General features: G+C 37.4%; 24 protein-coding genes and 2 pseudogenes. 13 read left to right on the top strand and 13 right to left on the bottom strand.

Going from position 1 to position 21,650, the window contains the following annotated elements; all coding sequences use genetic code 11:
* Positions 1 to 117, bottom strand: a 117-nt coding sequence (locus HMPREF0494_RS11165; RefSeq protein ID WP_161799654.1) for a recombinase family protein, incomplete at its 3' end; no start/stop codon positions are given.
* 253 nt (positions 118 to 370) lie between these two features.
* Between HMPREF0494_RS11165 and HMPREF0494_RS11160 the strand changes: the two genes are divergently transcribed.
* The 4 genes from HMPREF0494_RS11160 to HMPREF0494_RS10515 all read left to right on the top strand — a co-directional run bounded on the left by HMPREF0494_RS11160 (position 371) and on the right by HMPREF0494_RS10515 (position 4,033).
* Positions 371 to 736 carry a KxYKxGKxW signal peptide domain-containing protein gene (locus tag HMPREF0494_RS11160; RefSeq protein ID WP_007124964.1) on the top strand — a complete coding sequence of 122 codons (366 nt, stop codon included), beginning with the start codon at positions 371 to 373 and terminating at the stop codon, positions 734 to 736.
* 14 nt (positions 737 to 750) lie between these two features.
* Positions 751 to 2,037: a collagen-binding domain-containing protein gene (locus HMPREF0494_RS10525; RefSeq protein ID WP_007124963.1), complete on the top strand. Its 1,287-nt coding sequence runs from the start codon at positions 751 to 753 to the stop codon at positions 2,035 to 2,037.
* Between the two features lie 80 nt (positions 2,038 to 2,117).
* Positions 2,118 to 3,623 carry a glycosyltransferase gene (locus tag HMPREF0494_RS10520; protein ID WP_007124962.1) on the top strand — a complete coding sequence of 502 codons (1,506 nt, stop codon included), beginning with the start codon at positions 2,118 to 2,120 and terminating at the stop codon, positions 3,621 to 3,623.
* A gap of 29 nt (positions 3,624 to 3,652) precedes the next feature.
* On the top strand, positions 3,653 to 4,033 hold the full coding sequence (locus HMPREF0494_RS10515) for a sortase domain-containing protein (RefSeq protein ID WP_007124961.1): 381 nt from the start codon (positions 3,653 to 3,655) through the stop codon (positions 4,031 to 4,033).
* Between the two features lie 211 nt (positions 4,034 to 4,244).
* Here the strand turns inward: HMPREF0494_RS10515 and HMPREF0494_RS10510 are convergent, their stop codons facing one another.
* The 3 genes and pseudogenes from HMPREF0494_RS10510 to mobQ form a co-directional block, all read right to left on the bottom strand.
* Positions 4,245 to 4,931 (bottom strand): DUF3592 domain-containing protein, encoded by a 687-nt coding sequence (locus tag HMPREF0494_RS10510; protein ID WP_007124960.1) that lies wholly within the window; start codon positions 4,929 to 4,931, stop codon positions 4,245 to 4,247.
* 721 nt (positions 4,932 to 5,652) lie between these two features.
* Positions 5,653 to 6,616: pseudogene (locus tag HMPREF0494_RS11325) on the bottom strand (DNA topoisomerase); the annotation flags it as partial.
* 33 nt (positions 6,617 to 6,649) lie between these two features.
* Positions 6,650 to 8,710: a MobQ family relaxase gene (gene mobQ / locus HMPREF0494_RS10500; protein WP_007124954.1), complete on the bottom strand. Its 2,061-nt coding sequence runs from the start codon at positions 8,708 to 8,710 to the stop codon at positions 6,650 to 6,652.
* Between the two features lie 271 nt (positions 8,711 to 8,981).
* Between mobQ and HMPREF0494_RS10495 the strand changes: the two genes are divergently transcribed.
* Together HMPREF0494_RS10495 and HMPREF0494_RS10490 are read left to right on the top strand one after the other, a co-directional pair.
* A complete protein-coding gene (locus tag HMPREF0494_RS10495; RefSeq protein ID WP_007124953.1) occupies positions 8,982 to 9,194 on the top strand; it encodes a hypothetical protein in 213 nt (70 codons plus the stop codon).
* A 16-nt stretch (positions 9,195 to 9,210) separates the two neighbouring features.
* Positions 9,211 to 9,489: a hypothetical protein gene (locus tag HMPREF0494_RS10490; protein ID WP_040459091.1), complete on the top strand. Its 279-nt coding sequence runs from the start codon at positions 9,211 to 9,213 to the stop codon at positions 9,487 to 9,489.
* On the opposite strand, the gene HMPREF0494_RS10485 is transcribed toward HMPREF0494_RS10490, so the two are convergent.
* From HMPREF0494_RS10485 to HMPREF0494_RS10465, 5 genes are all read right to left on the bottom strand, one after another.
* The gene (locus HMPREF0494_RS10485) at positions 9,479 to 10,402 is read right to left on the bottom strand and encodes a zeta toxin family protein (protein ID WP_007124951.1); all 924 of its coding nucleotides are present in this window, start codon (positions 10,400 to 10,402) and stop codon (positions 9,479 to 9,481) included. The genes HMPREF0494_RS10490 and HMPREF0494_RS10485 overlap by 11 nt on opposite strands.
* Positions 10,403 to 10,404: 2 nt before the next feature.
* Positions 10,405 to 10,677 carry an epsilon-antitoxin gene (locus tag HMPREF0494_RS10480; RefSeq protein ID WP_007124950.1) on the bottom strand — a complete coding sequence of 91 codons (273 nt, stop codon included), beginning with the start codon at positions 10,675 to 10,677 and terminating at the stop codon, positions 10,405 to 10,407.
* Between the two features lie 283 nt (positions 10,678 to 10,960).
* Positions 10,961 to 12,043 (bottom strand): replication initiator protein A, encoded by a 1,083-nt coding sequence (locus HMPREF0494_RS10475; RefSeq protein WP_007124949.1) that lies wholly within the window; start codon positions 12,041 to 12,043, stop codon positions 10,961 to 10,963.
* Positions 12,044 to 12,595: 552 nt separating this feature from the next.
* Positions 12,596 to 12,871, bottom strand: a complete 276-nt coding sequence (locus HMPREF0494_RS10470; RefSeq protein ID WP_007124948.1) for a hypothetical protein — start codon at positions 12,869 to 12,871, stop codon at positions 12,596 to 12,598.
* A 2-nt stretch (positions 12,872 to 12,873) separates the two neighbouring features.
* On the bottom strand, positions 12,874 to 13,923 hold the full coding sequence (locus HMPREF0494_RS10465) for a ParM/StbA family protein (protein ID WP_040459090.1): 1,050 nt from the start codon (positions 13,921 to 13,923) through the stop codon (positions 12,874 to 12,876).
* Positions 13,924 to 14,308: 385 nt separating this feature from the next.
* On the opposite strand from HMPREF0494_RS10465, the gene HMPREF0494_RS10460 reads away from it, so the two are divergent.
* From HMPREF0494_RS10460 to HMPREF0494_RS11460, 6 genes are all read left to right on the top strand, one after another.
* Positions 14,309 to 14,896 (top strand): DUF536 domain-containing protein, encoded by a 588-nt coding sequence (locus tag HMPREF0494_RS10460; protein WP_040459089.1) that lies wholly within the window; start codon positions 14,309 to 14,311, stop codon positions 14,894 to 14,896.
* 462 nt (positions 14,897 to 15,358) lie between these two features.
* Positions 15,359 to 15,781, top strand: a complete 423-nt coding sequence (locus HMPREF0494_RS10455) for a YjdF family protein (RefSeq protein ID WP_007124945.1) — start codon at positions 15,359 to 15,361, stop codon at positions 15,779 to 15,781.
* 168 nt (positions 15,782 to 15,949) lie between these two features.
* A complete protein-coding gene (locus HMPREF0494_RS10450; RefSeq protein WP_007124944.1) occupies positions 15,950 to 16,288 on the top strand; it encodes a helix-turn-helix domain-containing protein in 339 nt (112 codons plus the stop codon).
* 112 nt (positions 16,289 to 16,400) lie between these two features.
* A complete protein-coding gene (locus tag HMPREF0494_RS10445) occupies positions 16,401 to 16,769 on the top strand; it encodes a DUF488 domain-containing protein (RefSeq protein WP_040459088.1) in 369 nt (122 codons plus the stop codon).
* Positions 16,770 to 17,011: 242 nt separating this feature from the next.
* Positions 17,012 to 17,272 (top strand): type II toxin-antitoxin system RelB/DinJ family antitoxin, encoded by a 261-nt coding sequence (locus HMPREF0494_RS10440; protein ID WP_040459087.1) that lies wholly within the window; start codon positions 17,012 to 17,014, stop codon positions 17,270 to 17,272.
* Positions 17,265 to 17,636: a hypothetical protein gene (locus HMPREF0494_RS11460; protein WP_007124941.1), complete on the top strand. Its 372-nt coding sequence runs from the start codon at positions 17,265 to 17,267 to the stop codon at positions 17,634 to 17,636. Before HMPREF0494_RS10440 ends, HMPREF0494_RS11460 begins: the two co-directional genes overlap by 8 nt.
* Positions 17,637 to 17,746: 110 nt before the next feature.
* On the opposite strand, the gene HMPREF0494_RS10430 is transcribed toward HMPREF0494_RS11460, so the two are convergent.
* Positions 17,747 to 18,322 carry a TetR/AcrR family transcriptional regulator gene (locus tag HMPREF0494_RS10430; RefSeq protein WP_007124940.1) on the bottom strand — a complete coding sequence of 192 codons (576 nt, stop codon included), beginning with the start codon at positions 18,320 to 18,322 and terminating at the stop codon, positions 17,747 to 17,749.
* Between the two features lie 164 nt (positions 18,323 to 18,486).
* On the opposite strand from HMPREF0494_RS10430, the gene HMPREF0494_RS10425 reads away from it, so the two are divergent.
* Entirely contained in the window at positions 18,487 to 20,331 is a 1,845-nt protein-coding gene (locus tag HMPREF0494_RS10425; protein WP_007124939.1) for an MFS transporter, read from the top strand.
* 157 nt (positions 20,332 to 20,488) lie between these two features.
* Here HMPREF0494_RS10425 and HMPREF0494_RS10420 read toward each other — a convergent pair whose 3' ends face one another.
* The 3 genes and pseudogenes from HMPREF0494_RS10420 to HMPREF0494_RS10415 all read right to left on the bottom strand — a co-directional run bounded on the left by HMPREF0494_RS10420 (position 20,489) and on the right by HMPREF0494_RS10415 (position 21,395).
* Positions 20,489 to 20,851, bottom strand: a complete 363-nt coding sequence (locus HMPREF0494_RS10420) for a hypothetical protein (protein ID WP_003712332.1) — start codon at positions 20,849 to 20,851, stop codon at positions 20,489 to 20,491.
* A gap of 73 nt (positions 20,852 to 20,924) precedes the next feature.
* Positions 20,925 to 21,095: pseudogene (locus tag HMPREF0494_RS11685) on the bottom strand (DMT family transporter); the annotation flags it as partial.
* A 12-nt stretch (positions 21,096 to 21,107) separates the two neighbouring features.
* Positions 21,108 to 21,395 (bottom strand): hypothetical protein, encoded by a 288-nt coding sequence (locus tag HMPREF0494_RS10415; RefSeq protein WP_003712350.1) that lies wholly within the window; start codon positions 21,393 to 21,395, stop codon positions 21,108 to 21,110.
* Positions 21,396 to 21,650 lie beyond the last annotated feature (255 nt).

The following is a 21,650-nucleotide window of genomic DNA, read 5'->3' as shown; positions in this document are numbered from 1 at the left end:
AGTGTTAGCCCCACTTAATTTATCCGTAAATAATTTATCGACGTCTTTTAAAGCCGCTAACTGTCGATCTAAATGTTGCTCCTTGGAACTCACACGCGCATAACCGATTTTAGCCATTTTCAATTCTCCTTTTGGACAGTTCTAATGAACACTTGCAATTCCTAGTATAGCACAGAAATAAAAAAGACCATTAGGGTATACTCAAAATGACCACTTTAGGAGGCTTTCCAAACTAGACCGACCTCGAGAATAATTATCGAATTTTATGCTTTTTCAAAAGCTTTTGCTCTATTAATTAGTTATAATAGTTATTGATCACCTGAGGGTGTACACATTATGACTATCAATAAATTATTGGAGAAAATTTTTTATGGAAAAATTACATTATAAGATATATAAAGATGGCAAAAGATGGGTTCTTGCCGCAATTCCAGTAGTTGCCCTAGGAGTTGGGTTAAGTGAAAGTACATATGTTGTAAGAGCAGATAGTATTGCACCTGCTACATCAACTGATGGTTCAGTAAATACCGATTCCGTCAGTGAGAATACGACTGTATCTGATACGTCAACTGATAATTCAGTAAATACTGACTCTGCTAGCGAGAGTACAACTATACCTACCACATCAACTGATAGTTCAGTAAATACCGGTTCCGCCAGTGATAATACGACTATATCTGCTACATCAATTGATAATTCAAAAAAATTAAATCTGAACTTGTTAGCAATCATTTAGAAAAAAAGGCAACCTTGAAAGATTGGCATTATCATCTTAATAATGTCCAACCAGCTACTTCCATTAGTGATGATTCTTATTTAAAAAAGCTAGGGATTGATATTAACGATCTAAATGCTAATAATGTTTTAAAATTAGCTTCTTTGTTCCACATTTTTGCAAATCAGGCTAGTTTATCAGCAGATACTAATGGTAATTTAGCTGTTAAAACTTTAAATGGCTCTAACGATTTTGGTACACGTGGCGATTCATATAATTTAACTAGTGGTGATATTTATTATATTCAACAATTAGCAAAAAATCTTCAAGGTAACGCTTTTAGAAATAAAACATTTAATCATGTAGTATTAGGCAAAGATGTTAAGGTATCAATTGAAAATAACAAAGTCTTAATCAATGGTACCACTATGAATAATTTAAAACCTGATGATGTTTATCAAGATACCAATGAGCAGACATATATTGATTTTAGTGATGTATTCAAACAATTAGTAAATGCATCCACTAGTTATGCTAGTACTCCTCAGTCAAAAGGTGTTATTTCACATTACGATGACATGAATAATCGTTTTATTGATGTTTCGGGAGTAGCAACTGGAACACAAACTATTTATGTAAATGTTCCATTCAATATTTTGAGTGCTTCTCAGCCGATTATGATCAAGGGAATATCTCATTTAAAAAATGGCTCTACTATCGTCATTAACGTTACTAATATTCCAAAAGGTGATCAAAATATTTCTACACAAGTTCAATTAGATTATGACGATGGAACGAATTCTTTACCCAATAGTGAAGGGCATTCAGAGCCTAACCATGTATTATGGAATTTAGGTACCGGTGGACAAACCTTCAGTTTCAGCAGTGGTCGGTTCATGGGAAGCGTTTTAGCACCTAATGCGACTATTAATGCTGGAGTTAACATTGATGGGAATATTGTTGCTAATATCGTTAATATAGCCGGTGGCGAATCACACAGATGGGATATTCATCCTCAACCAACTCAGCCGACTCAACCGACTCAACCAACTCAGCCAACTCAGCCGACCCAACCGACTCAGCCGACTCAACCGACTCAGCCAACTCAACCAACTCAGCCGACCCAATTGATTAAAAATAATATTAATAAAGGTACCCCAGTTTCATTAGTTAATAATAAGAAAAAGCAATCTAAGAACAGAGACACTCTGCCTCAAACTGGTGAAAAAAAAGAAAGTTCTACTTCGGTTTTAGGCGTTCTATTACTAGCTTTAGGAAGTTTAACTAGTTGGTTGACTTTCAGGAAAAAGCAAAAAAATTAATTAAGTAATCTTTAAAGAGCTAAGGGTAGTAGTGAAGTCAATCACTACTACCCTTTATCTTATGACAGGAGGTTTTATAAATGCATTATTTTATCACTTCAAGAATTGACAAATTAACTTCGGCCATTGAATTAGCCGAAATCAAACGATTAAAGCTATTTAAGACGTTAAATATTCCGGCAAAAATTATTACACTTAACTATTCTCGCTATCAAGGTCAAATTTGGAAAGAATTAGGTATCGGCAACGATGTTATTAATCCAATTGCTTATTTTCAAAGACTAGGTACGAATAAAACTAATACCCAAGAAGTATTAGAAGCATTGTTGAACAATAAGGAATTAGCTATTAAGAAAAGTCAAGGATTTACTCAAGGTTTCATTGAACAAAAGCTCAGGATTCAGATTACAGAATATCAAGGAAAAATTGATTATGTCACCTATCTTGACCGTTGGGGATTCACCGATCGAAGAGATTTCTATGTTAATAATCAATTAAGTTATTCTGAATACTTCGATGATGGTGGTAAGTTAATTACTCGTACTTACTACAATTATCAGGGAAACGTTTTTTTGACTTATCATTATCGTGGTGGAGCTGGCAATACGCCAGTGTTAACTTTGATTCAACTAAACTATTCAAATCATTGGAAGCAATTTGATGAAGAAGCTGATCTCTGGGCTTACTTCTTAGATCATCTTGTAAAAAGGGATCCATTGGCTGTCTTATATTCTGATCGAGAAGATTATGCTCTCCAGCCCTTTAGATTAATGAAAGAACCAGCCCCGAAATTTATTATCCTACATTCTGCCTTTACAAAGAATGCTCAACCTAAGGGAGAACCTTTTCCCTATATAAAGCAACTGTTTACGTTAGGAAATAAACTAACTGGAATTATATGTGCAACCAAGCAGGAAGCAGAAGACTCACAAAAACGTCCAGAAGTAAAAATACCATGTTATTCAATTCCGGTAAGTTATTTACCTGAAAAGATATTAACACAGTCGTTTCCCTTTGAAAGTAGAATTCCAGGTCAATTAATTGCAATTGCACGCCTAACCCCAGTTAAACAACTTGATCAATTAATTAATGCGGTTATTTTTCTTCATCAAAAATTATCGTTTGTCGATCTAAAAATTTATGGTTACGATGATAGTTGGCAAAATTACGAAACTTCAACTAGATTGCACCGCATAGTTGAAATTGCTAATGCTGATGGGTACATCCACTTCTGTGGTTACCAGGAAGATTTAACATCAATTTATCAAACTGCTGATATCGAAGTATTAACGAGTGCTTATGAGGGATTTTCCATGGCTATTTTAGAAGCTCTGGGGCATGGTTGCCCAGTAGTAAGCTATAATATCAACTATGGGCCTAAAGAACTTATTAAGAATAATCGAACAGGAAATTTGGTTCCTTCGGGGGACACTTGGACTCTGCAACGAACGTTATTACATCTATTAACTAATCGAAACATCTTAAAGAGTTACAGTCAAAATGCGACAATAACAATGATTCCTTATTCACAAAAAAATGTAGCCAAAAAATGGGCCAAATTTATTAGTCAGATTCAAGTTTCATAATTAGACAAAGGGTGTAGAGGGCGAGAATATTGCATTTTAATAAATGGTATTTGTTTCTTAGCTTAATTAGTATTTTCCTGGGTATCAGTTTAATTTTTATTGAGCCCTTATCTAACATTGCAATTAACCAGATGACGCGTACTGCTTTACGAATTTTAACAAACAGAACTAATAAATCTAAAGTCGTTTTTAACTTAAAAGAAGTAAAAGCTATTAACACAACTTCTGTTGTTAAAAGTTCCCTTACTCATGGAAATGTAATTGGCATTATTTCAATGCCTTCAATTAAACTAAAACTACCCATTTATCAGGGGTTAGATAATGACAATTTAGTTAAAAGGGCTGGTACCATGAAACCACATGAACAAATGGGCACAGGAAACTATGCTTTAGCTGGTCATATCAGTTAAAAGGGTTTATATTGACAAATATTAGTCCATTTTTGCGAGTGTAGTTTAATTGGTAAAACAATTGCCGGCGAGTATTCGCACGCTTTCTTTTTGCTCGCAACACACCCACCGATAAACTGTAATCTGGAAAATAGTGGTATATGAAAATGGAACACATACCTTCAGTGAGTAACTGAGGATATGTGTTCCATTTTCATATAAATATTAATCATCAAACTTCAACATAGTAATGACTATAATTGTTAGGATCAACGTAGACATAAATGGTATCACCCACGTTTAATCCATGAAGAGCAGTGGAGTTAAAGACAGGGGCACCTTCGAAGTGGTATCGCTCATTTGCTTCCTCATAGTAGCACTTTATTATCTTGCCAACCACACCGTTCAAAATTACATGACTATCGGTTATAGCTGATACTATCGCAGTGACTCGCTGTCCAGTTTTCTTTAATCGATGTCTCCCTCTATCAGCAAAGACGTATTTAAGGAAGATACTTCCTAAAATGCTGAAAACTAAGCCTATCCCACCCCAAATGGCAAGATTAAGTATTCCTGCACTGGGTATAGTTGGATTTGCTGGGGCTTGAGGATTAATAAGTATTTTGATTTTCTTACCTATCTGCATCGAGGGAGTATATGTATCTAAACGGATATCGGTGTAGCGTTGACCGTGATAGCGGTAGTCTATGTACACCTCATGATGTCTTGAATCCTGAGAATAGTGGGAATTGCGATTACCGCTCTCGTAATAAGTAACGATATCTGTGATCCTGGCAGTAGCACTCTTTCCCTTAGCCTGTAGCTGAGAAGTACGCCAGTAGGTTAGAGAGACTATCCCAATTAAAGTTACGCCCAGTAATAAGAAGATCCATCCAAATAGGCTAAGAATTTTATTCATCGCAAGCTCCTCCGTTAACTATTATGAAGATCATTTTTGGAATCACTATTCTTCTAAAAGTCTAATGATCTAAGAGTGAATCGTACTTTTAGTCATATTATATTAAAGATAATACCTTATTTCACCTATGTGATGATAGTACCATTCCGAGTAGTAGATGATCAACTTCAGGTTGCTGTATCCTCATTTCGAAACTGTGCTAAAATTACATCGAATTTGTGTAGAGAGGAGGAAAAGTAGTATGTGGTGGAAGTGATTCTTACCAGGTTAGAGTAATCTATTTTCAATAGATTAGTGTGGGGACTGAAATAAAACAACTGTCTATTAATACCATTGACACTTTATCTTATACAAAACTTCTAAAAGCATACGCTTTCAATTTGAATAGTAGCTTTTAATTTAAGATCTGTCTATTCGGAACTTCCTGTCCTGATATGTCTTTTAATAAGACGATTTCCATATAGAATTAAGCCAACAGTTATCAAAATGAGCAAGGGCATTAACCCCAACATCTTTGATATGTTACCAATTAACAGCGTTAACATTCGATTAGTCCAGCTCCAAGGTAGAACGATCCAGATCCCGTCCCCAATGAAATTTCACATAGAGCCGCAATGATTATTCCTGCTATGCCAATACCTAATATCAGACTGATACTAAACAGATAGCTTAATACAGAGTAGATGGTGTACTGTGCTGCCCCTAACCCAATCTGCCCGGCCATTGGTTCGAGTTCAACCGCTTTACATAAGGTGATCCCTGCTTCACTGACGTGCAGTCTATTTTTTTCAGTGACGAGATAGCCGCGTTTCTTTAATATTTCCAGTACATTTGCCCGGGTCGCACTGGTCCCAATGCCTTGGACATCTTTGAGAATCGCCTGGGCTTCTTCATCATCAAGCGTTTTACTGGTCGGCTTTGTTTTCATCGAATAAAGCCTGCCAACCAGGCTTAGTTGGCACCTTCCCGGTTGCTCTAAAATTAGCGTCGCCAACTTGGGCGATAATGGCGGTTTTCTCGTACTTGTACGGATCAGCAAACATCGCCAACGTCGTTCTTAAGACCAAATCATAGACTTGTTGCTGTATTTTGGGCAAGCTGGCTAATTTCTCTTTCGTCGGCACAATTTTAGTCATGATAATGGCATAATGTTCTTCGATCTTTTTCCCGTTAACGTAACACTTATTTGGGGTGGTATTCGGTAAAGAGACGGGGGTGAGAGACTAAACTCAGATACTTCGGCAGATTAACCACTAAATACTCAAATTCTTCATCGGTGATATAAGCACAATCGGTTCGTGGATAACTAAGCAGTTTGGCTTCGTACAAACTTTGAATAGCCGCTAAGGTTTGGCTAGCACTGGCGTGGTAGCGTTTATTCATCGCACTTTGCAAGACTGGATAGCGAGAATAGTTGCGGACTGGCACGCTTTTTAGCCTGTTTCTGGACGTCCTTGATTAAACCGTCCTGCAAGCCTTTCTGAACGCGTTTAGCCTGCATGAATGTCCATTAGCCCTATTATTAGCCCTGATTCATCTTTAAACCGCTGATAGGGGTCTAATTTGGCCTCGAATTTTTGCTGATTCGCTAAAATTTCCACATTCAGTTCAAAATAGGGTTCTGGCTTAAAGTTTTTGATGAGCTGTTCCCTTTGATAGGCCATATTCAAAGCTACAATCTGCACTGCATATGGAATGACTAGTTACTAATTGGGTAGTCACAAGTGCATGCCACCATCTTCATGCCGGTTCCTCGTTTGATGTTGCCGCTGTTTTCTCGTCATTTCCCATTCGGTTTCTCGTAAACCTTTGGCTTGTTTGCTTCGTCTGCGGTCTGCGCTTCTTGAATACAAGATTCCTAATAATGCGTCACTAAAGGCGATTTCTAGGTAGTGACTAGGGGTAACTTCTTTGTAGTTAAACGGTTCATAGTCTGAAAGTTGACTTTGTCGTTTTTGATCGTCCTGACTTTGGCCATTGGCAATCTCTTGCCGTACTGCCTTAATCCGACTGTCTTTAATTGCTGGGTCATTCTCACATTCCCCTAAGAATAACTGTCTAGTACCGTCATACTTCATTACTCTTTGGAGTTGCTTATTAGTTAAATCATTAAGCGATTTTTCGCCTGTTAAATAAGCTAATCCTTGTTCATGCTCTTCATGGGTAAAGACTACTGGCGGTTCTTTTTGCCATGCCTTAATCGTTTCCAGCTGACAAGCCTTTAAACTCGGATTGTAGTACATCAAAGCGGTATAAACTTGTTCCTGTTTCTCAATCGGTGCTTTATCTATTGGGGTATCTGGGAATGCTTGTTTCAATACCGCTTGATACTGTGTTTGAACAATCTCTTTAACTGCCTTAATTGTCCGCAAGTCCTTAACGGCTTGCTTAATTTGTCCTTGCTCAACTGGACTGTAATTGACTAGAACTCCCCTATTTGCTGTTTCTAAGTCTTCAAGGGAATTACCATGTTTGCTCAAAATCTGGGTTAGCTTTTCCTTATCCCTTGTTTCTTGCTTACTTAACAATTGCCAACTGACATAAGGGCGCTTGGTGAAAGTTAATAATTGACGATTAATCAAATCTTCTCTAATCATCAATAGGCGATCATGTAGTTCTTCACCCTTGAAAACTTTTTGTTCGCTGTTGGTTTCTTTAATTAATTCTTGCCGTTCTGCTGGTGTAATTTCGTCAAGTTTTAGCTCTGGATATAATCTCTCAATTACTCGATTAGTAACCTTTTCTAACAGTTTATCTGCCTTTTCTAGTGACTGACTTTGACGGTTAATTGTTAGTAATTCTTTTCTAACATCTTCCCCAACCGCATGTTTAATAAGAACGCTGTTTTTCCAGTTAAATAACATTCTGCGTTTATCATCTAGACCCTCTAAGCTAACATAAGTTCTAAGCTCATGGCTTAATTCTTTGACTAACCGTTTTTCATTGAAAGAAAAATGCTGACTTAAAGCGTCAAAGTGCTTCTGATTATTAATCTTTTCTTGGTTATTTTGATATTGCTTTTTAGTTCTGTCTTGCTCCTTAACTGCTTCGTTAAATGCTTTTCTTTCTTTGGTTTGACTGTTGTGTCCTTCGTGCTTGGTTGGTGTCTTTTCTATGCCCTGTTCTTCATACGATTTTTCGCTAATTCTTTCTGGCATACCTTTAGCTTGAAATAGGCTATTAACTTCATTTGCCCACGCTGTCCGCCACTCTTCAACTTTTCCCGGTTTATCCCAATCTACTAACCAGATTTTTCTTTGTTTTGGATTGCCATTTTTAGTTAATAATTGTTTGCCATTTTTATCTAAAACATATTGTGTTTTTGACTTTAATCCCCAACTTCCATCTGGATTAAATGGACGATTGGTAAGCATAACATGAGCATGCGGGTTTTCTTCATGGTCGCGGTGAATTGCGACATCTGCTACCATGCCTTTATTGACAAATGTTTCTTGTACAAATTTTGTGATTAAAGTCTTTTGTTCCTCATTAGTTAATTCAACTGGTAGGGCAACGTTGAATTCTTTTGCATAACGTGAATTAGCTTTACGGTCTTTCTTTTCAACCTCGTTCCAAAGTTTCTGTCTATCACTCGCCCATTCTGGCGCATTTTCGGGAGTAAGAATAAAGGCTTCTGGGGTTACTCTTCTTGCGTAAAAGTAACCTCTATTTTCTTTTTCATCAAATAGTTTTTCGCCACTACGGTAAGCAGCACTCGCAACCGCACCTCGCAATTTTCCAGCGGAAATATTCGAGAAGCTCATATGAAAAATAGCCATATTTTTACCCTCTTTCTTTGAAAGTCACCGTCAAGGCGCTGTTACCAGCTTTCTAGCTGGTTTCTGTTACAAATTTAAGCATTACATAGATTACTTTAGTTTTCTATGTATAAGTGCGCATTGACCTCGCTTCGCTCGGCCTACTGATGCCCTTAAATTTACTTTTAGTGTACGCCTGACGCTTCGCTTTTTCAACGCTTATATTGACTTTTATTAGTTTGAATGTTATTATTTCGATTAATTATATATGAGCTTGTAAGGAGGCATTCGTATGACCTTATCAACATTGGAAAAGCAAGAAGCTAAATTAAAACAGCTTAATCAAAAGATCAAAGCTGAAAAAAGTAAGATTGAACAAAACCTTGGCAAGCAAATTATTAAAACATCAAATTTAGACTACGCCGATTTGTCTAATCAAAAGATTAAAGACCTCGCGCAAAAAATCGCAACGGTTTTAAACCATGAATCAAATAATCAATTGTAAATAAGTGGTGATAATGATGGCTAATCAATACGAAAAACTGGTTGCACAAAAAGACCGCTTAAAACAGAAAATAGAACGAGAAGATTTTAAATTACGCCAATCTAAATACTATGAAAATCGGCAAGCTCGTAAAGCCCGTTCCCGGCGATTAATTCAAAAAGGCGCCTTGTTAGAAAAATACTTTCAAGCAGACAATTTATCGGTTGAACAAACCGAAGAGCTTTTAAAAATTTTTGCCAATTACGTTAATGCGCATAAACCTAATAAGCTAAAAAACGATCAGCCTAATAACTAGGTCGATCGTTTTTGTTTTCTGGGTCTTCTTTAGGCTTAACTTCTGGATTCTTTTCAGCAAATTCTTTTAATTGTTCCTGCACCCTACCGCTGATCTCTTTTTTTAGTTCTGTTGTTTTTTCTACTAAATCGAGGTACTGCGGTGTGGTCGTATGATGATTAATCTCCATTTTATTAATAACACTATCTATGCTGTTAAGCAGGGTATTATTATCTAGCTTTCTGTTAAGAATCTCGGTAATAATCTTTTTGGGGCTTTCGTTCAAATTTTCTAGGCTAGAATATAATTTGTTACCCTTTCGGTCATATAGTCTGATCTCTTTAAATAACCTCTGTTTATACAGAAAATCTAAATTGTCAGGTAGCTGCCTGACAACGACATCATGAGCTTCTTTGCTAGTCGCTCTAGCAGTTCTAGGTGATAAACTAAATTGATCCTCATAGCGTGCCAAAGTCCCTAGATATGATTCAATTCTCGGAACTGCCATAACGTATAAACTCGCTTCGTAACCCCTGTTCTGTAACTTAGTTACAGTGGCCATTGGTACTTCAACTGTTCTTAACGTACCTTCGATAATTAAATCAAATTTTTTATCACTCAGATAATCAATTAAAGACTCAGTCATTTGGTTAGAAAACGGGGTTACATATTTTACAACATCTTTCCCGTATTTTTGCTCTAATTGTTTATACTTTGGGTGTAGCCACTTAAAAGTATCGTTATCAATCGTAATAGCGTTGGGATCTTCGGCTTTGATGAGTTGATGCAAGCCTGACTTTCCCGCTCCCGGTTGCCCGCCCAGTAAATAAGCTTTGGGGCTTTCCTGTGCTTGCTTATTTTTGGTTAATTGCTCGATTTCAATCTGTAATTTCGTTTCAAATTGATGATCGGTATAGTCAGCTAGTTCGTCCATAACTAAGCAACTTTACTTTTCGTTGGCAGACTATCAATAAAGTTATTCATTGCTTGCCAGTAAGCTTGAATTGTCTCTAACTCTCCCAAGGAATGCGCGTCCATAATTACTAACTTAGCATCTCCTAACTGGTGCATCAGTTTAACCAGAAAATGACTTTCATCGTGAATATTTAATTCTTGGTCAACGACCAAATTGACTACTTTAGCATAAATGCTGCTGGCAAATTCGGTTAGAATTTCCTTTTTGTAAGTTTGTTGATAGTCTAATTTCATGTTGGTACCTCCTTAAGTTTTGACTATTTTTTTACTTCTTATATGCGAGTTGCTGGGATTAAGTATTAAAAGTCAAACATAGTTACTTTCCCCTTTATTTTAGCCTGCTTTGAGCTAAAAACCAATTAAGGCGTCTGTTAGCACTTTGACCTTCTCCTCACGTTTGGTTGTGTCCATAGAGATGCCCAGCTCCTCTTCTTAGCAGTTGTTTAGCCGCTTTAGTATAATTATACCCCAAGCAATTAAAATCGCTTATACGAGCTTATATGAGCTTATATGACATCTAGAAGTTATCTGGGTGTGTTGCCCGGTATTTTTCATTGGCTTGTTTGTTCCACCAAACGCCAAACAGGTTTTGCATAGTGCCGTACAAGTAGTTTTCAGCATTTTTAACTGGCTTATGTTTCTCATTACTTCTCAGGGCGTTAAAGTACCGTCTTAAAGTCTTAGTCATCAAGGGCTTTAGCTCTTCATCGTCTAGTGGAATATAGACCCCAATGTCCCGGTGGTCTTTTTCAACTTTGTATTTGGCATTGAGAATAATACCGATAAAGCGCCGCATTTGTTGTGGGGTACGGCACCAAAAGCTAAGTAATTGAACCGCTTCGGGTTCTAAGAAAACTGGTAGCCCACTGTCTTCATCAGTTAAAAAGTCATTAGCATGCTTAACCAAGTCTCTGTTTTGTTGTTCAATTTCAGCTGATGAAAAATGAGCTGTGGAAAAGTCCAACTTTTGAGTATCTATATTGTATCTATTAGTATCTAATACTTGTTCTTTATCTAGATCGTGCCTATTTTTTAGACTTTCGCTCGTAGCAAGGGTTTGCGGGGTGTCGTCAACGGACTTTCGCGAAGGTCTATTTTTTAGACTTTCGCTCGTAGCAAGGGTTTCAACGGTCTCCCGCGAAGGTCTATTTTTTAGACTTTCGCTTGTAGCAAGGGTTTGCGGCTCTTTTTGACCATATTCGCCACGTAAATAGACGTCGGATGACTGCATATCTAGCTCAGCAAGGTAAAGTCGATTTGGTTCGTTCTTGCCAGTTTTTGGATTAAAGTGCATCGCTTTTTGATAAAGTAACCCAGCTTTTTCTAGTTCTTTCTTGACGTTGGCTAATTTCCCTTTCGAACAATTAAACAAATCCATTAATTCTTGGTTAGTAAAAATAAAGTAGACGTGACCTTCTTCATCTACCCAGTGGTTGCGTAAGGAATATTCCAGGCGATCTTTTAACACCATGTAAGCTAACTTAGCAGTATCGCTTAACTTTCGATATTGTTGGCCATACATTAATACTTTGGGAAACTGAAAGAACAAGGCCCCATAAACGTTGTCAGCTTGATAAAACTTAAAATTTGCTTGATCCATTATAAAAACTCCCTTTCTATATCCAACCCATGCTGGCTCAAAAGAGAGTTGCTAAAACATCTGACTTGCTTTAAAATACAAATCTGATATGCTTTAACTGAATTACAAAGCTTTCATTGGTCTGGCGGCTTTGTAGATTCATCAGCATGGATTTCTTTTCTTGGTTGCCCATTTGGCAACCTTTTTTATTCAACAACTAAATAAAAATGGACTAAGTAGCCTTGTTAGCCACTTAGTCCATTGGTTTTAATTTACTTTTTAACTATCTGCGACTTGTCCTCGTGGACTAGCCTGCGGTATAATTGCTTTATAAATTAGAACTCAATGTTCAGTCGATTTAGACCGGCAAGTTAAAATCGACTGAATCTAAGTAGCTCTCTGTCAGCTACTTGCTAAGCCAAAAGTCCCTGATTCCTCGTGAATCGGGGATTTTTGGCTTAGCTTGATCTGTTATTCGGTTGTTAAATTAGTCCTAGTTTAGCATAGCGCTTACCGGCCGGCAACTTTATTTGGTCTTGTATACTTTGCCCGCTTTTGGTGGAAACCAGTAAGCTAAATATCCTTATCTGAAAAGGCGCTGAATCCTCCTCGCAGCCGTTCCTTGGCACTGGAAGATGAATCTAGCTCGTTTTCGGGCGTTTCTGAGGCTTTTAAGTTGTCTTTGACATAAGGATCCCCTGAAGCCTTCAAACGCTCTATTTCGTGAATTAAGGCGGTTTTAACCAGGGTTGTTTTGGGAATTAGTGATTGGTCAAAATAGTCTAAAATCTCTTTATCGACAATCTTTTCGGGGTTTAAGCGGACATTTAAGGTCTTAACTTTTGTCATACTTATTTACCCTCCTTCTCTTGTACTTGCTGGCTTAATCCGTACTTGTAAAAGCCATTGACGTTAGCAACTTCAGTATCTTTAACAATGGCCGCATTAGTAAACGTTGTCTTCAGAATCTTTTGATTAATTAAGTTAGCACCACCACCAGTGAAGAACAATGTATCAATGCTATCAAGATTCTTTAAAGTTGAAGTCACATTGGCCACTAACCGGCGCGTAAAGCGGTCACTTTCCTTGCCAACCAATTCAGTAATGTCGTCTTGGCGGTTCTTCGAAAAACGGTAGCTCCATTGATGTTGCTGATTGCCGTGACGCAATTCTTTTTCTAACTGATAAAGGCTAACATCACCTTCAATACGACTGGCAATCGCTTCGTATAGATCATTTACGCCGGTGTTGAATTGATGACGGTTTTTGCCGCTAAGTTCAAAATTTAAAATCGTATCAATTAAAATTGTGCCACCACCAACATCAACAATACCTACCTTTTCATCTAACAGCGCCTTATTTTTGATAAAGCCTTGGTTATCTAGTAATTCGTTATAGAGCGTCCCGATTGGCTGTGGCAAGATGTACACCTTGCGAACCCTGACGGTCACAATTTGATCGTCAATTGTCACTTGGTGTTGCCCCTCCAAGACTTTTAGCAACGATCTCAAGCGTTCTTGGTCGGCATAGTCACCAGTAGGCAACCCAGCTGTAACAACTACTTCTAAGACTTGGTTGTTAGCAATTTTAAAATCACTTGCTAATAAACCTAAAGCAAAGTTAGCCAATAACTTGAAAGCTTCACTGTTATAACGATTGCCGTACATAATTGTATCGGCTAGGTACTCATCAAGGTGTAAGCCATCAATATCTCGGCCCCAAACATACTTATCATCACTGAATGGGACTGAATAAATATGGAGATCGTTATTAGTAGTCGAACTGCCAACTGACATTGGCATATCGGCTTGGTTTAAATAGCGCGATGGCAAAACATATTCAGATTTGCTACTTTTTAATTTGGTTTGTTTATTACCTAAATCTAAGCTAAAAATTTCCATAGGTTGCTCTCCTTGTTTTGCACTATATTGCATTACTTTTATACAAACATATAGTAACACTTAGATTCATTAATGTAAACCCAAGAGAAGCTAAGATGATATGTATAATTTAGATGCATTACAAAATATGGCTTTCAATGTTGTAAAATAAGTGATAAGCATTACTTAAATGACCACCAATGTTTTTTCTTGGCTCTTGATATTGCACCAGTACAGACGGCGAACCCTAATTGTGGGGTAATTTCTCTGATTGGTTAGTTTGGTTAAATGATTTTTGAACGAAAAACGACAAGAACGACAAGCAGATTTTGTTTTTAGTTGTCGATTGGCGATCTTGTCGTTTTTAACTTATAATTTAAGATGGGTTATTGAGGTGGTGAAACTTTTGGGGAAGACAATTCGACAACTTTCGGAAGAATTGCAGTTATCAAAACAAGCTATTAATCAGCGTATATCTAGTATTAAAGACTTTCGAAGCAAGCACACTCATAAAGTTAAAAATCATCTGGAAATAGACGAGCGGGGTGTTAAAATGCTTGCCAATTTCGACAAACAAAAGCGACAAGATCAGCAAGTAAATCGACAAGAACGACAAGCCGAAAACGACAAGCAAGATAAAAAGAAAACTAACATTAATGATGTTTTGCTGAAGCAACTTGATGTTAAAGATCAGCAAATTTCCAAATTACAAAAGTCCTTGGATCAGCAGCAACAACTGCAGTTAGCGACACTTGCCGAAAATCGGCAATTAAAAGGTCATATCCAAAAATTGAATGGTCTTCTTGAATCTTCTAATTCAACTCAAAAACGACAAGCGACTAGAAAAAATGGCAACTTGTCGAATGGTGCTAATTCCAGTAACACCAAGGATAAAAACGACAAGCAAGAAAAAAATCGTGTTGTCGATACCAACGAGAAGCAAAAGAAAATACATAAAAATAAAATCAATAATAGTTGGTGGCATTTTTGGTGAAAATTAAAAGGGGTGGATTAAGCATGAAAATAGAATCTAAGATAATGTCTCAAGTTAAAAGCATTCTTAGTGCAAATCAGCAATTCGTTCGACATTACCTTAGATAGTTTGATCAAGGGTGATGATTCACTAAAAAAAGCATAGTTATTACCAAAAACCTAAAAGCACAAACTAATGTCTGGGAATTTATGCGCAGTACTGGTTGGATGATGGTAATTGTAATTATTTATTTAATCACCAAAATGATTATTGCTGTCTTTAGTTAAGAAACATTCAGGGTCTATAATTAACAAATAACCCATTCAGAATTTTAAGCAACCTATTCTGAATGGGTTATTTGAGTTAAACTAGAAATAGAAAGTAAAAACACAGTTCGGTTGGTAGTCCGAACGTAGCAAAGCTATCAGTAACCTGCCTCCTTGGTTGTCCATCTTTCTTAATTAATTTTAAGGAGGATATTTGATGTCTATTGTCCAGAGCTCACTAACAATTGTCTTTGAACCACCGTTTTACAAAGCTATTTTTGAAAGACGTTTTGATTCCATTTATGAAGTTGGTCAAATTAACTTAGGCCCTTCAGAACCTAAATTAGCCTTGATTTATGATCTAGTTCTTCATCATTGGAATAAAGTTATCTTTTTCCAACAAAATGTTTGTGCTTCATATGTTTCTGAACGAAAAATCAATCCTAAGCGCCTTCAAAGGTTAGCTAGAAAGAGTATTCAGTATGGTGTCGGGACTAAAGCACAGCAAACACTCAAAAAACAGTTGGAATATCAAAAAGTAACACGACAACATAATAGACGTACTAAGAAGATTTTGGATCAAGAAAAAAGATATAAGTTGCGCCAGGCAAAAAAAATACAGAAACACAAAGGACATTGAGAACCTAGTACAGAAAACTATGTAATTAGGGTCTATAATCTTCATTTAGCTCCTATTTATTGCAGAATACTTTTCGCAACCATTAGTTGCTTTTAGTGCTCTAATAATTAGCGCGCTTTTTCCGTGTTTCAATATGATAATTAGTCTATTGAAAGTGAGGTTACGCTTATGACTTTAGGACAACGGATAAAAGAAGAACGAGAAAAAAGACAGTGGACGCAAGATTATCTTGCAGAAACGCTTAATGTTTCTCGTCAGGCAATTTCTAAGTGGGAAGTTGGGAGTGCTTATCCCGATATTGATCGTTTAGTGCAAATCAGCAATTTGTTCGACATTACCTTAGATAGTTTGATCAAGGGTGATGATTCACTAAAAAAAAGCATAGTTATTACCAAAAACGCAAAAGCACAAACTAATGTCTGGGAATTTATGCGCAGTACTGGTTGGATGATGGTAATTGCAATTATTTATTTAATCACCAAAATGATTATTGCTGTCTTTAGTTAAGAAACATCAGGGTCTATAATAAGAATCCCCCTAAGATACTGACCTAATTTATTTAAGAATAAGTAATAAGCTAGATTTGAATTTAATTTTGATATATTTAAGGAGGTTTACTGTGATAAAAATACAACGGATTTATTCATCTAATTCAACTCAACCTGGATATCGAATATTAATAGATCGTCTTTGGCCTCGTGGAATTTCTAAAGCTAAGGCAAATCTTGATGATTGGGACAAAATGATTGCCCCTTCAAATAAACTTCGCAAATGGTTCAATCATGACCCACAAAAATTTCCAAAATTTAGTGAAGCATACCGCAAAGAATTGGCTGAAAATCCAGAGACACCTAAATTTATCGCTAAAATTAGGTTAAAAATAGCAAACGGTGATATTATCTTACTTTATAGTGCTAAGGATGAAGATCACAATCAAGCTATCGTACTACGCAACTATCTCCAAGAAAAATTAAACACCAAAAAATAGTGAGGGTGAGTGCATATGCAGTCTAATGAAAAAAACGTTGTGGGCTATGGCAACTAGATACGCCTACCGTTGATTGTTTAGCCACCATTGGACCTTCTCAGAATGATCTTAACCATCAACTACCCATCTTTGCATTTTTTCATGCGTCTGAGAGCCAACCTTTTCACATGAAAAAATATGAACTAGTTTTCTCAATTGTATTTGTGTGTTATTTGTCGTACAATATTGATGAGGTGATATATATGGATGCACGTGTTGATAGTCGTATTCCAGCAGAAATTAAAGAACAAGCTAGCAAAGAATTAGCAGCCCATGGTCTATCTATTTCTACCTACATTCGCATGGTTCTGACTTCAGTCGCTAAAGACGGGCTACCTAAATATTGGGGAATTCCTAATACTGAAACTATGTCTTCAATTAATGAAGTTGCTGATGATTTAAACGATCATCATCTTAAGGGTGCTCATTCTCGTCAAGAATTGGAGAACTTATTAATTGAGTGAGCTTAAACCTACCAGTGCCTTTAAAAAGATGTATAAGAAGGTCAAGAAGAACCCTCGTTGGCAACCAATTTTCAATGGACGAGTTCCCTTTGAACATGATGAACGTTCACCATGGGATTATGTAGTTGATCACTTTTTACAAGATTTACCATTGCCTGATTATTTTTATGAACACCCGATTACCCTGTCTAATCAGCAAAAGAAAGAACTCAAAAAAAGACTGAGTAACATTGATAATCTCAAAATCACGGGATTAGATCTACATTTTGATGGTCATAATGGTGACCATTTATTGCTTTACGCCAAAACTAATCAGCAAATTATCTATTTAGTGGGTATTGGATCACATTCAGATTTGTTTTAAATTGTATTTTCAAATCAAAAAGATGAAGAAAACTTGCCACTAGGACTAGGGAGTTTCCTCCATCTTTTTGGTTTCCAGTTTTTAACTAGAGATCGTTTGTCGTATTGTGTCTAGTCTGTATGCAGACTATCTGCTAATTGGCGAATAGCCAACAACATCACGTCCCTAATTTGTTCTGGTGGCTCAGGATTACCTTGGCCTAACCAGACACGTAGAATATTGGTAAGACCACCTAGTTGAAAAGCCATCACATAATTCACTTGGGTAAGAGTGCCTTGAACATGCCAGGGAGCCGCAAACCGTTGATAACGGGGGATTGCTTTTTGCTGCCAAATTTCATTCATATGATCAAATAAGCCTTGTCGGATCAATAATTGAATTAAATCTCGTTTTTGCCACCAAAAATTTAAAAAAATGTCAAAAGTAGTTTTTAGCATTATTTCCCCTACCTGCGGTTTCTGTTGGAGCAATTGTTCAAAGTACTGATCGAACAACTGATCACACAGGTAATTAATAACCGCTTCTTTATTTTTAAAAGAATGGTAGAACGTTTTTCGTGATAATTCAGCGGTTTGGGCAATTTCAGTAATCGAAATATCCTGAAAATTCTCTTTCGTCATTAAATTTAGAAGGGCGTCACATAACCATTGCTTAGACTGCTCAACCATACGCTGCTTTCCGTTCATTTTATTAATATCTCCTCTACTATCGGTAACAAATTATAGCAATCTGTAGCACTTAGCCAATAAGGATTGTTTTAATGCTTAGGGCTAATTATACTAAAGACTGCAAATAAAGGTAACAAATGTTTCCTTTGTATTCATCTGTTACCGAAAGGAGCGCTTGATAGATGTCAAAAGCTACTAAAATTATCAGTTTCATCGGGTTAACCATTGCGATGTTTATGGGTACCTTAGACAGTACCATTGTCAACATTGTTTTACCCCAAATTATGACCCATTTCAATGCCAGTTTAACTGATACAAGTTGGGTTGCCACCACCTATACGTTAGCCTTAGCCGTGTTTATGATCACGGGTTCAAAGATTGCTGATCGTTATGGTCGTAAAAAAATTATGTTATTAGGATTAGCCTTATTTGGCGGCTTTTCAGCGGCTTGTATGCTGGCAACGTCGTTACCAGAATTGATTGCTTTTCGATTTTTTCAAGGATTAGGCGGTGCCATTATCACCCCGATTGTCTTACCAATGGGAATTGAAATATTTGGCAAAGCGTATATGTCCAAAATTGCTAGCGTTGTGGGCGCGGTAACGGCTTTAGCCGCTGCCGGGGGGCCACCGATTGGTGGCGTGATTATTAAATATGCTTCTTGGCGCTGGGTATTCGGCATTAATGTCCCCTTAACCATTGTAGCCTTTCTAATTATAGCTATGGGGGTAAGGGAATCATATGACGAATCCTTGGCGGGGAGAATTGATTTACCAGGAACGATTCTTTTAACACTAGGCTTGGGTGATTTAACCTTTGGCCTACTAGAAGGCCGCCAATATGGTTGGCAATCGGGCATCATCTTAGGAACACTCATTGGCGGCGTATTAGCTATTGGATTATTCATCTTTATCGAAAGCAAAGTCAGACACCCACTACTCGAATTAGATTTGTTCCGTGAAAAAACCTTAACTGCTTCTAGTTTAGTTTACTTTTTAACTGGCTTTGCGTTAGTTAGTCCCACCCTGATCTTAAATTATTTTTTACAAGACGTTCTGAACGATACAGCGTTACATGCAGCCCTAATTATTGTTCCAGTTTCCTTAACAATCATGGTAGCGATGCCTTTGGGAACTAAGTTATTTGATCAAGTTGGTGCAGTTCCGGTTACTTTGATTGGTCTCTTAGTCATGGCAGCTAGTTTACTCCTCTTGTCGTTTATCACCACCACAACGCCTAAAGCTGTTATCATTACTTTTCTGGTGATTAACGGTGTTGGTTTTGGGTTCTCTTCGGTTTCGTTAGTGGCCTCGGTTAAGTATTTGCCCAAAAATAAAAGTGGGATTGGTTCGGGAATTGTTAACGCAGCGCGTCAAATTGGCACCTGTTTAGGAATTGCAATTCTAGTAACGGTCCTTGATAATAATGTCAATACAGCTAAGCAGCATATACATCAAGATGCTATTCAAATCGTTGATCGACAGCAATTATCACCCAAAGTAAACAAAGTGGCTCATCAACAATTGAATAGCCTATTTTCCACTACTGGATCAGCCAAATTAACAACTAAAAACAAACAGACGAACCTAAGACGTGCCCTTAAACAAGCGGCCAAATCTCAAGTTGATTTACCACAGCCCCAAAAGGGAACCGATCTTTACCAGGTCTACCAAGCCCAGAAGAAGTTAGCACTAGCTACTGACAACTTAAAAGCGGGTAACCAGCAACTAGCACTTACCTTAACCAAGTTAGAAAATCAAAATACCGCTATATCTAAACTGTCAGTAGCTTCTCAAAAAATTAATTTGGGTAATCAGAAAATAAGCCAGGGTCAGAAAAAATTGTTAGTAGGTCTCAAACAATTGGCACAAAAAGAAGCTTTAACGACAGCTTTGAGAAAAATTAAGCATACTAAGAATCAACAAATCAGCCAGGCCTTCAGTCATACCTACTTAGTAGGCGCGGTGATTGTTTTGATTCTGTCGCCGATTGCTTTGTTGACAGATCGTAAGTCATTAAAAATTTGAATTTAAAAAGGTACCTCGGGGATATGCGTACAATAGCCTTAAAAGTTGTCACTTTAAGAAGAAGAAAAATGCGTTTATTTATAAGCACACAAAAACCGGCTTTTCGCGCCGTTGCCGGGTAAAAAGTCGGTTGAGTAACGAAAATTTTGATTTTATTTTACGCCTTGTTTAACAAGTGATCTGTCACCCGTTCGATAACGGTGGCGGGGTTTTCAACACTCAAAATCAGCCGGTCGTAGCCTTCGTTTATCAGCGTTATAACAACGATCGGGGTATTACGGCGCACGTTATAGAAGCGGCGTTGACCGTCATAAAAAAAGCTACCGGCGTAGTATAAACCAGGAATTGCGGTTCCGGGCAAGCGCAAACCTTTGTGCTCCTTAAAGGCCCCCTGATCACGAAAGATACCGGTCACGTGCCTCCAAGGCACCCGAATGGCTCCCTTCAGCGCCCAGAGGCAGTCGAGGCCGGCCGGGGAAACGACCAGTTCGGTTGGCGTAATGGTAATTTGGTTGTGCATTGAGCATCTCTCCTTATCGATCACTACTTAAATGGACTAATGTAAGGGCAACTTTCATTATCAAAGGTTATGGTTAGTGCTTGGTGAGGTGCAAAAGATCCAAGATTCGTTTGAGTGGCAGCGACTGAATCAGGGTGCACAGGATGATCAATAATGAACCCAAGACGCTCGCCGCCGTCAACTTGGTCCCCAAGAAAGCCACCGCTAAGGTTGTGGCGACCAGTGGTTCAAAGGCCGACAACAATAATTAGCTAATCTAATTTTTATCCATTTTTTGCAGTCTTCTCATTTCATAGTTATATCCATTTATGAAATTTACGATTTCCTGCATCTTTCGTAAAAAAACAAAATTTAAAAATTCAAATAGTAATTTAGGATAGTGTTTGATCGCTTTTCCACTTTGATAATCAGTCTGAGCTTGAAACTTTCCTTTATCAAAGTCTGATAGGCTATTAGAATTATTAGACCTATAGCTGTAATCTTTGGAATACAAGCCATTTTCATAATTGTGCTTGATTAAATCATGTAGTTTTAATAAAAACATAAAGGCCACCTCGACTTTTAATTTAAGTATATCATAAGAAATACTAAAAAAGCAGCTTGCGCCCGGCTTTCTGACTGTATGGTTGTCTTTAATGTAAGAATCTTTGCTCGTTCTGTAAAGAGTTTAACCTGGTTAAATACGGTTGGATTTGTACGCCAGATAACGTACAATATTACTGAGGTGATGAGAATGGCAAGAATTGAAGCTCGAATTGACGGAACTATTAAAAGTAAAGCCAAAGACGTATTAGCTAAC

It is taken from the genome of Limosilactobacillus antri DSM 16041, assembly GCF_000160835.1.
Classification (GTDB): Bacteria; Bacillota; Bacilli; order Lactobacillales; family Lactobacillaceae; genus Limosilactobacillus; species Limosilactobacillus antri.
Note: the sequence above shows the minus strand (reverse complement) of the source record. Positions and strands in the feature narration are given on the sequence as shown.

Excerpts from the sequence above, each read along its gene's own strand:
- HMPREF0494_RS11160 (WP_007124964.1), top strand. The coding sequence starts at position 371 with ATGGAAAAATTACATTATAAGATATATAAAGATGGCAAAAGATGGGTT.
- HMPREF0494_RS10520 (WP_007124962.1), top strand. The coding sequence starts at position 2,118 with ATGCATTATTTTATCACTTCAAGAATTGACAAATTAACTTCGGCCATT.
- HMPREF0494_RS10510 (WP_007124960.1), bottom strand. The coding sequence starts at position 4,931 with ATGAATAAAATTCTTAGCCTATTTGGATGGATCTTCTTATTACTGGGC.
- mobQ (WP_007124954.1), bottom strand. The coding sequence starts at position 8,710 with ATGGCTATTTTTCATATGAGCTTCTCGAATATTTCCGCTGGAAAATTG.
- HMPREF0494_RS10495 (WP_007124953.1), top strand. The coding sequence starts at position 8,982 with ATGACCTTATCAACATTGGAAAAGCAAGAAGCTAAATTAAAACAGCTT.
- HMPREF0494_RS10490 (WP_040459091.1), top strand. The coding sequence starts at position 9,211 with ATGGCTAATCAATACGAAAAACTGGTTGCACAAAAAGACCGCTTAAAA.
- HMPREF0494_RS10485 (WP_007124951.1), bottom strand. The coding sequence starts at position 10,402 with ATGGACGAACTAGCTGACTATACCGATCATCAATTTGAAACGAAATTA.
- HMPREF0494_RS10480 (WP_007124950.1), bottom strand. The coding sequence starts at position 10,677 with ATGAAATTAGACTATCAACAAACTTACAAAAAGGAAATTCTAACCGAA.
- HMPREF0494_RS10475 (WP_007124949.1), bottom strand. The coding sequence starts at position 12,043 with ATGGATCAAGCAAATTTTAAGTTTTATCAAGCTGACAACGTTTATGGG.
- HMPREF0494_RS10470 (WP_007124948.1), bottom strand. The coding sequence starts at position 12,871 with ATGACAAAAGTTAAGACCTTAAATGTCCGCTTAAACCCCGAAAAGATT.
- HMPREF0494_RS10465 (WP_040459090.1), bottom strand. The coding sequence starts at position 13,923 with ATGGAAATTTTTAGCTTAGATTTAGGTAATAAACAAACCAAATTAAAA.
- HMPREF0494_RS10455 (WP_007124945.1), top strand. The coding sequence starts at position 15,359 with ATGTCTATTGTCCAGAGCTCACTAACAATTGTCTTTGAACCACCGTTT.
- HMPREF0494_RS10450 (WP_007124944.1), top strand. The coding sequence starts at position 15,950 with ATGACTTTAGGACAACGGATAAAAGAAGAACGAGAAAAAAGACAGTGG.
- HMPREF0494_RS10440 (WP_040459087.1), top strand. The coding sequence starts at position 17,012 with ATGGATGCACGTGTTGATAGTCGTATTCCAGCAGAAATTAAAGAACAA.
- HMPREF0494_RS10430 (WP_007124940.1), bottom strand. The coding sequence starts at position 18,322 with ATGAACGGAAAGCAGCGTATGGTTGAGCAGTCTAAGCAATGGTTATGT.
- HMPREF0494_RS10425 (WP_007124939.1), top strand. The coding sequence starts at position 18,487 with ATGTCAAAAGCTACTAAAATTATCAGTTTCATCGGGTTAACCATTGCG.
- HMPREF0494_RS10420 (WP_003712332.1), bottom strand. The coding sequence starts at position 20,851 with ATGCACAACCAAATTACCATTACGCCAACCGAACTGGTCGTTTCCCCG.
- HMPREF0494_RS10415 (WP_003712350.1), bottom strand. The coding sequence starts at position 21,395 with ATGTTTTTATTAAAACTACATGATTTAATCAAGCACAATTATGAAAAT.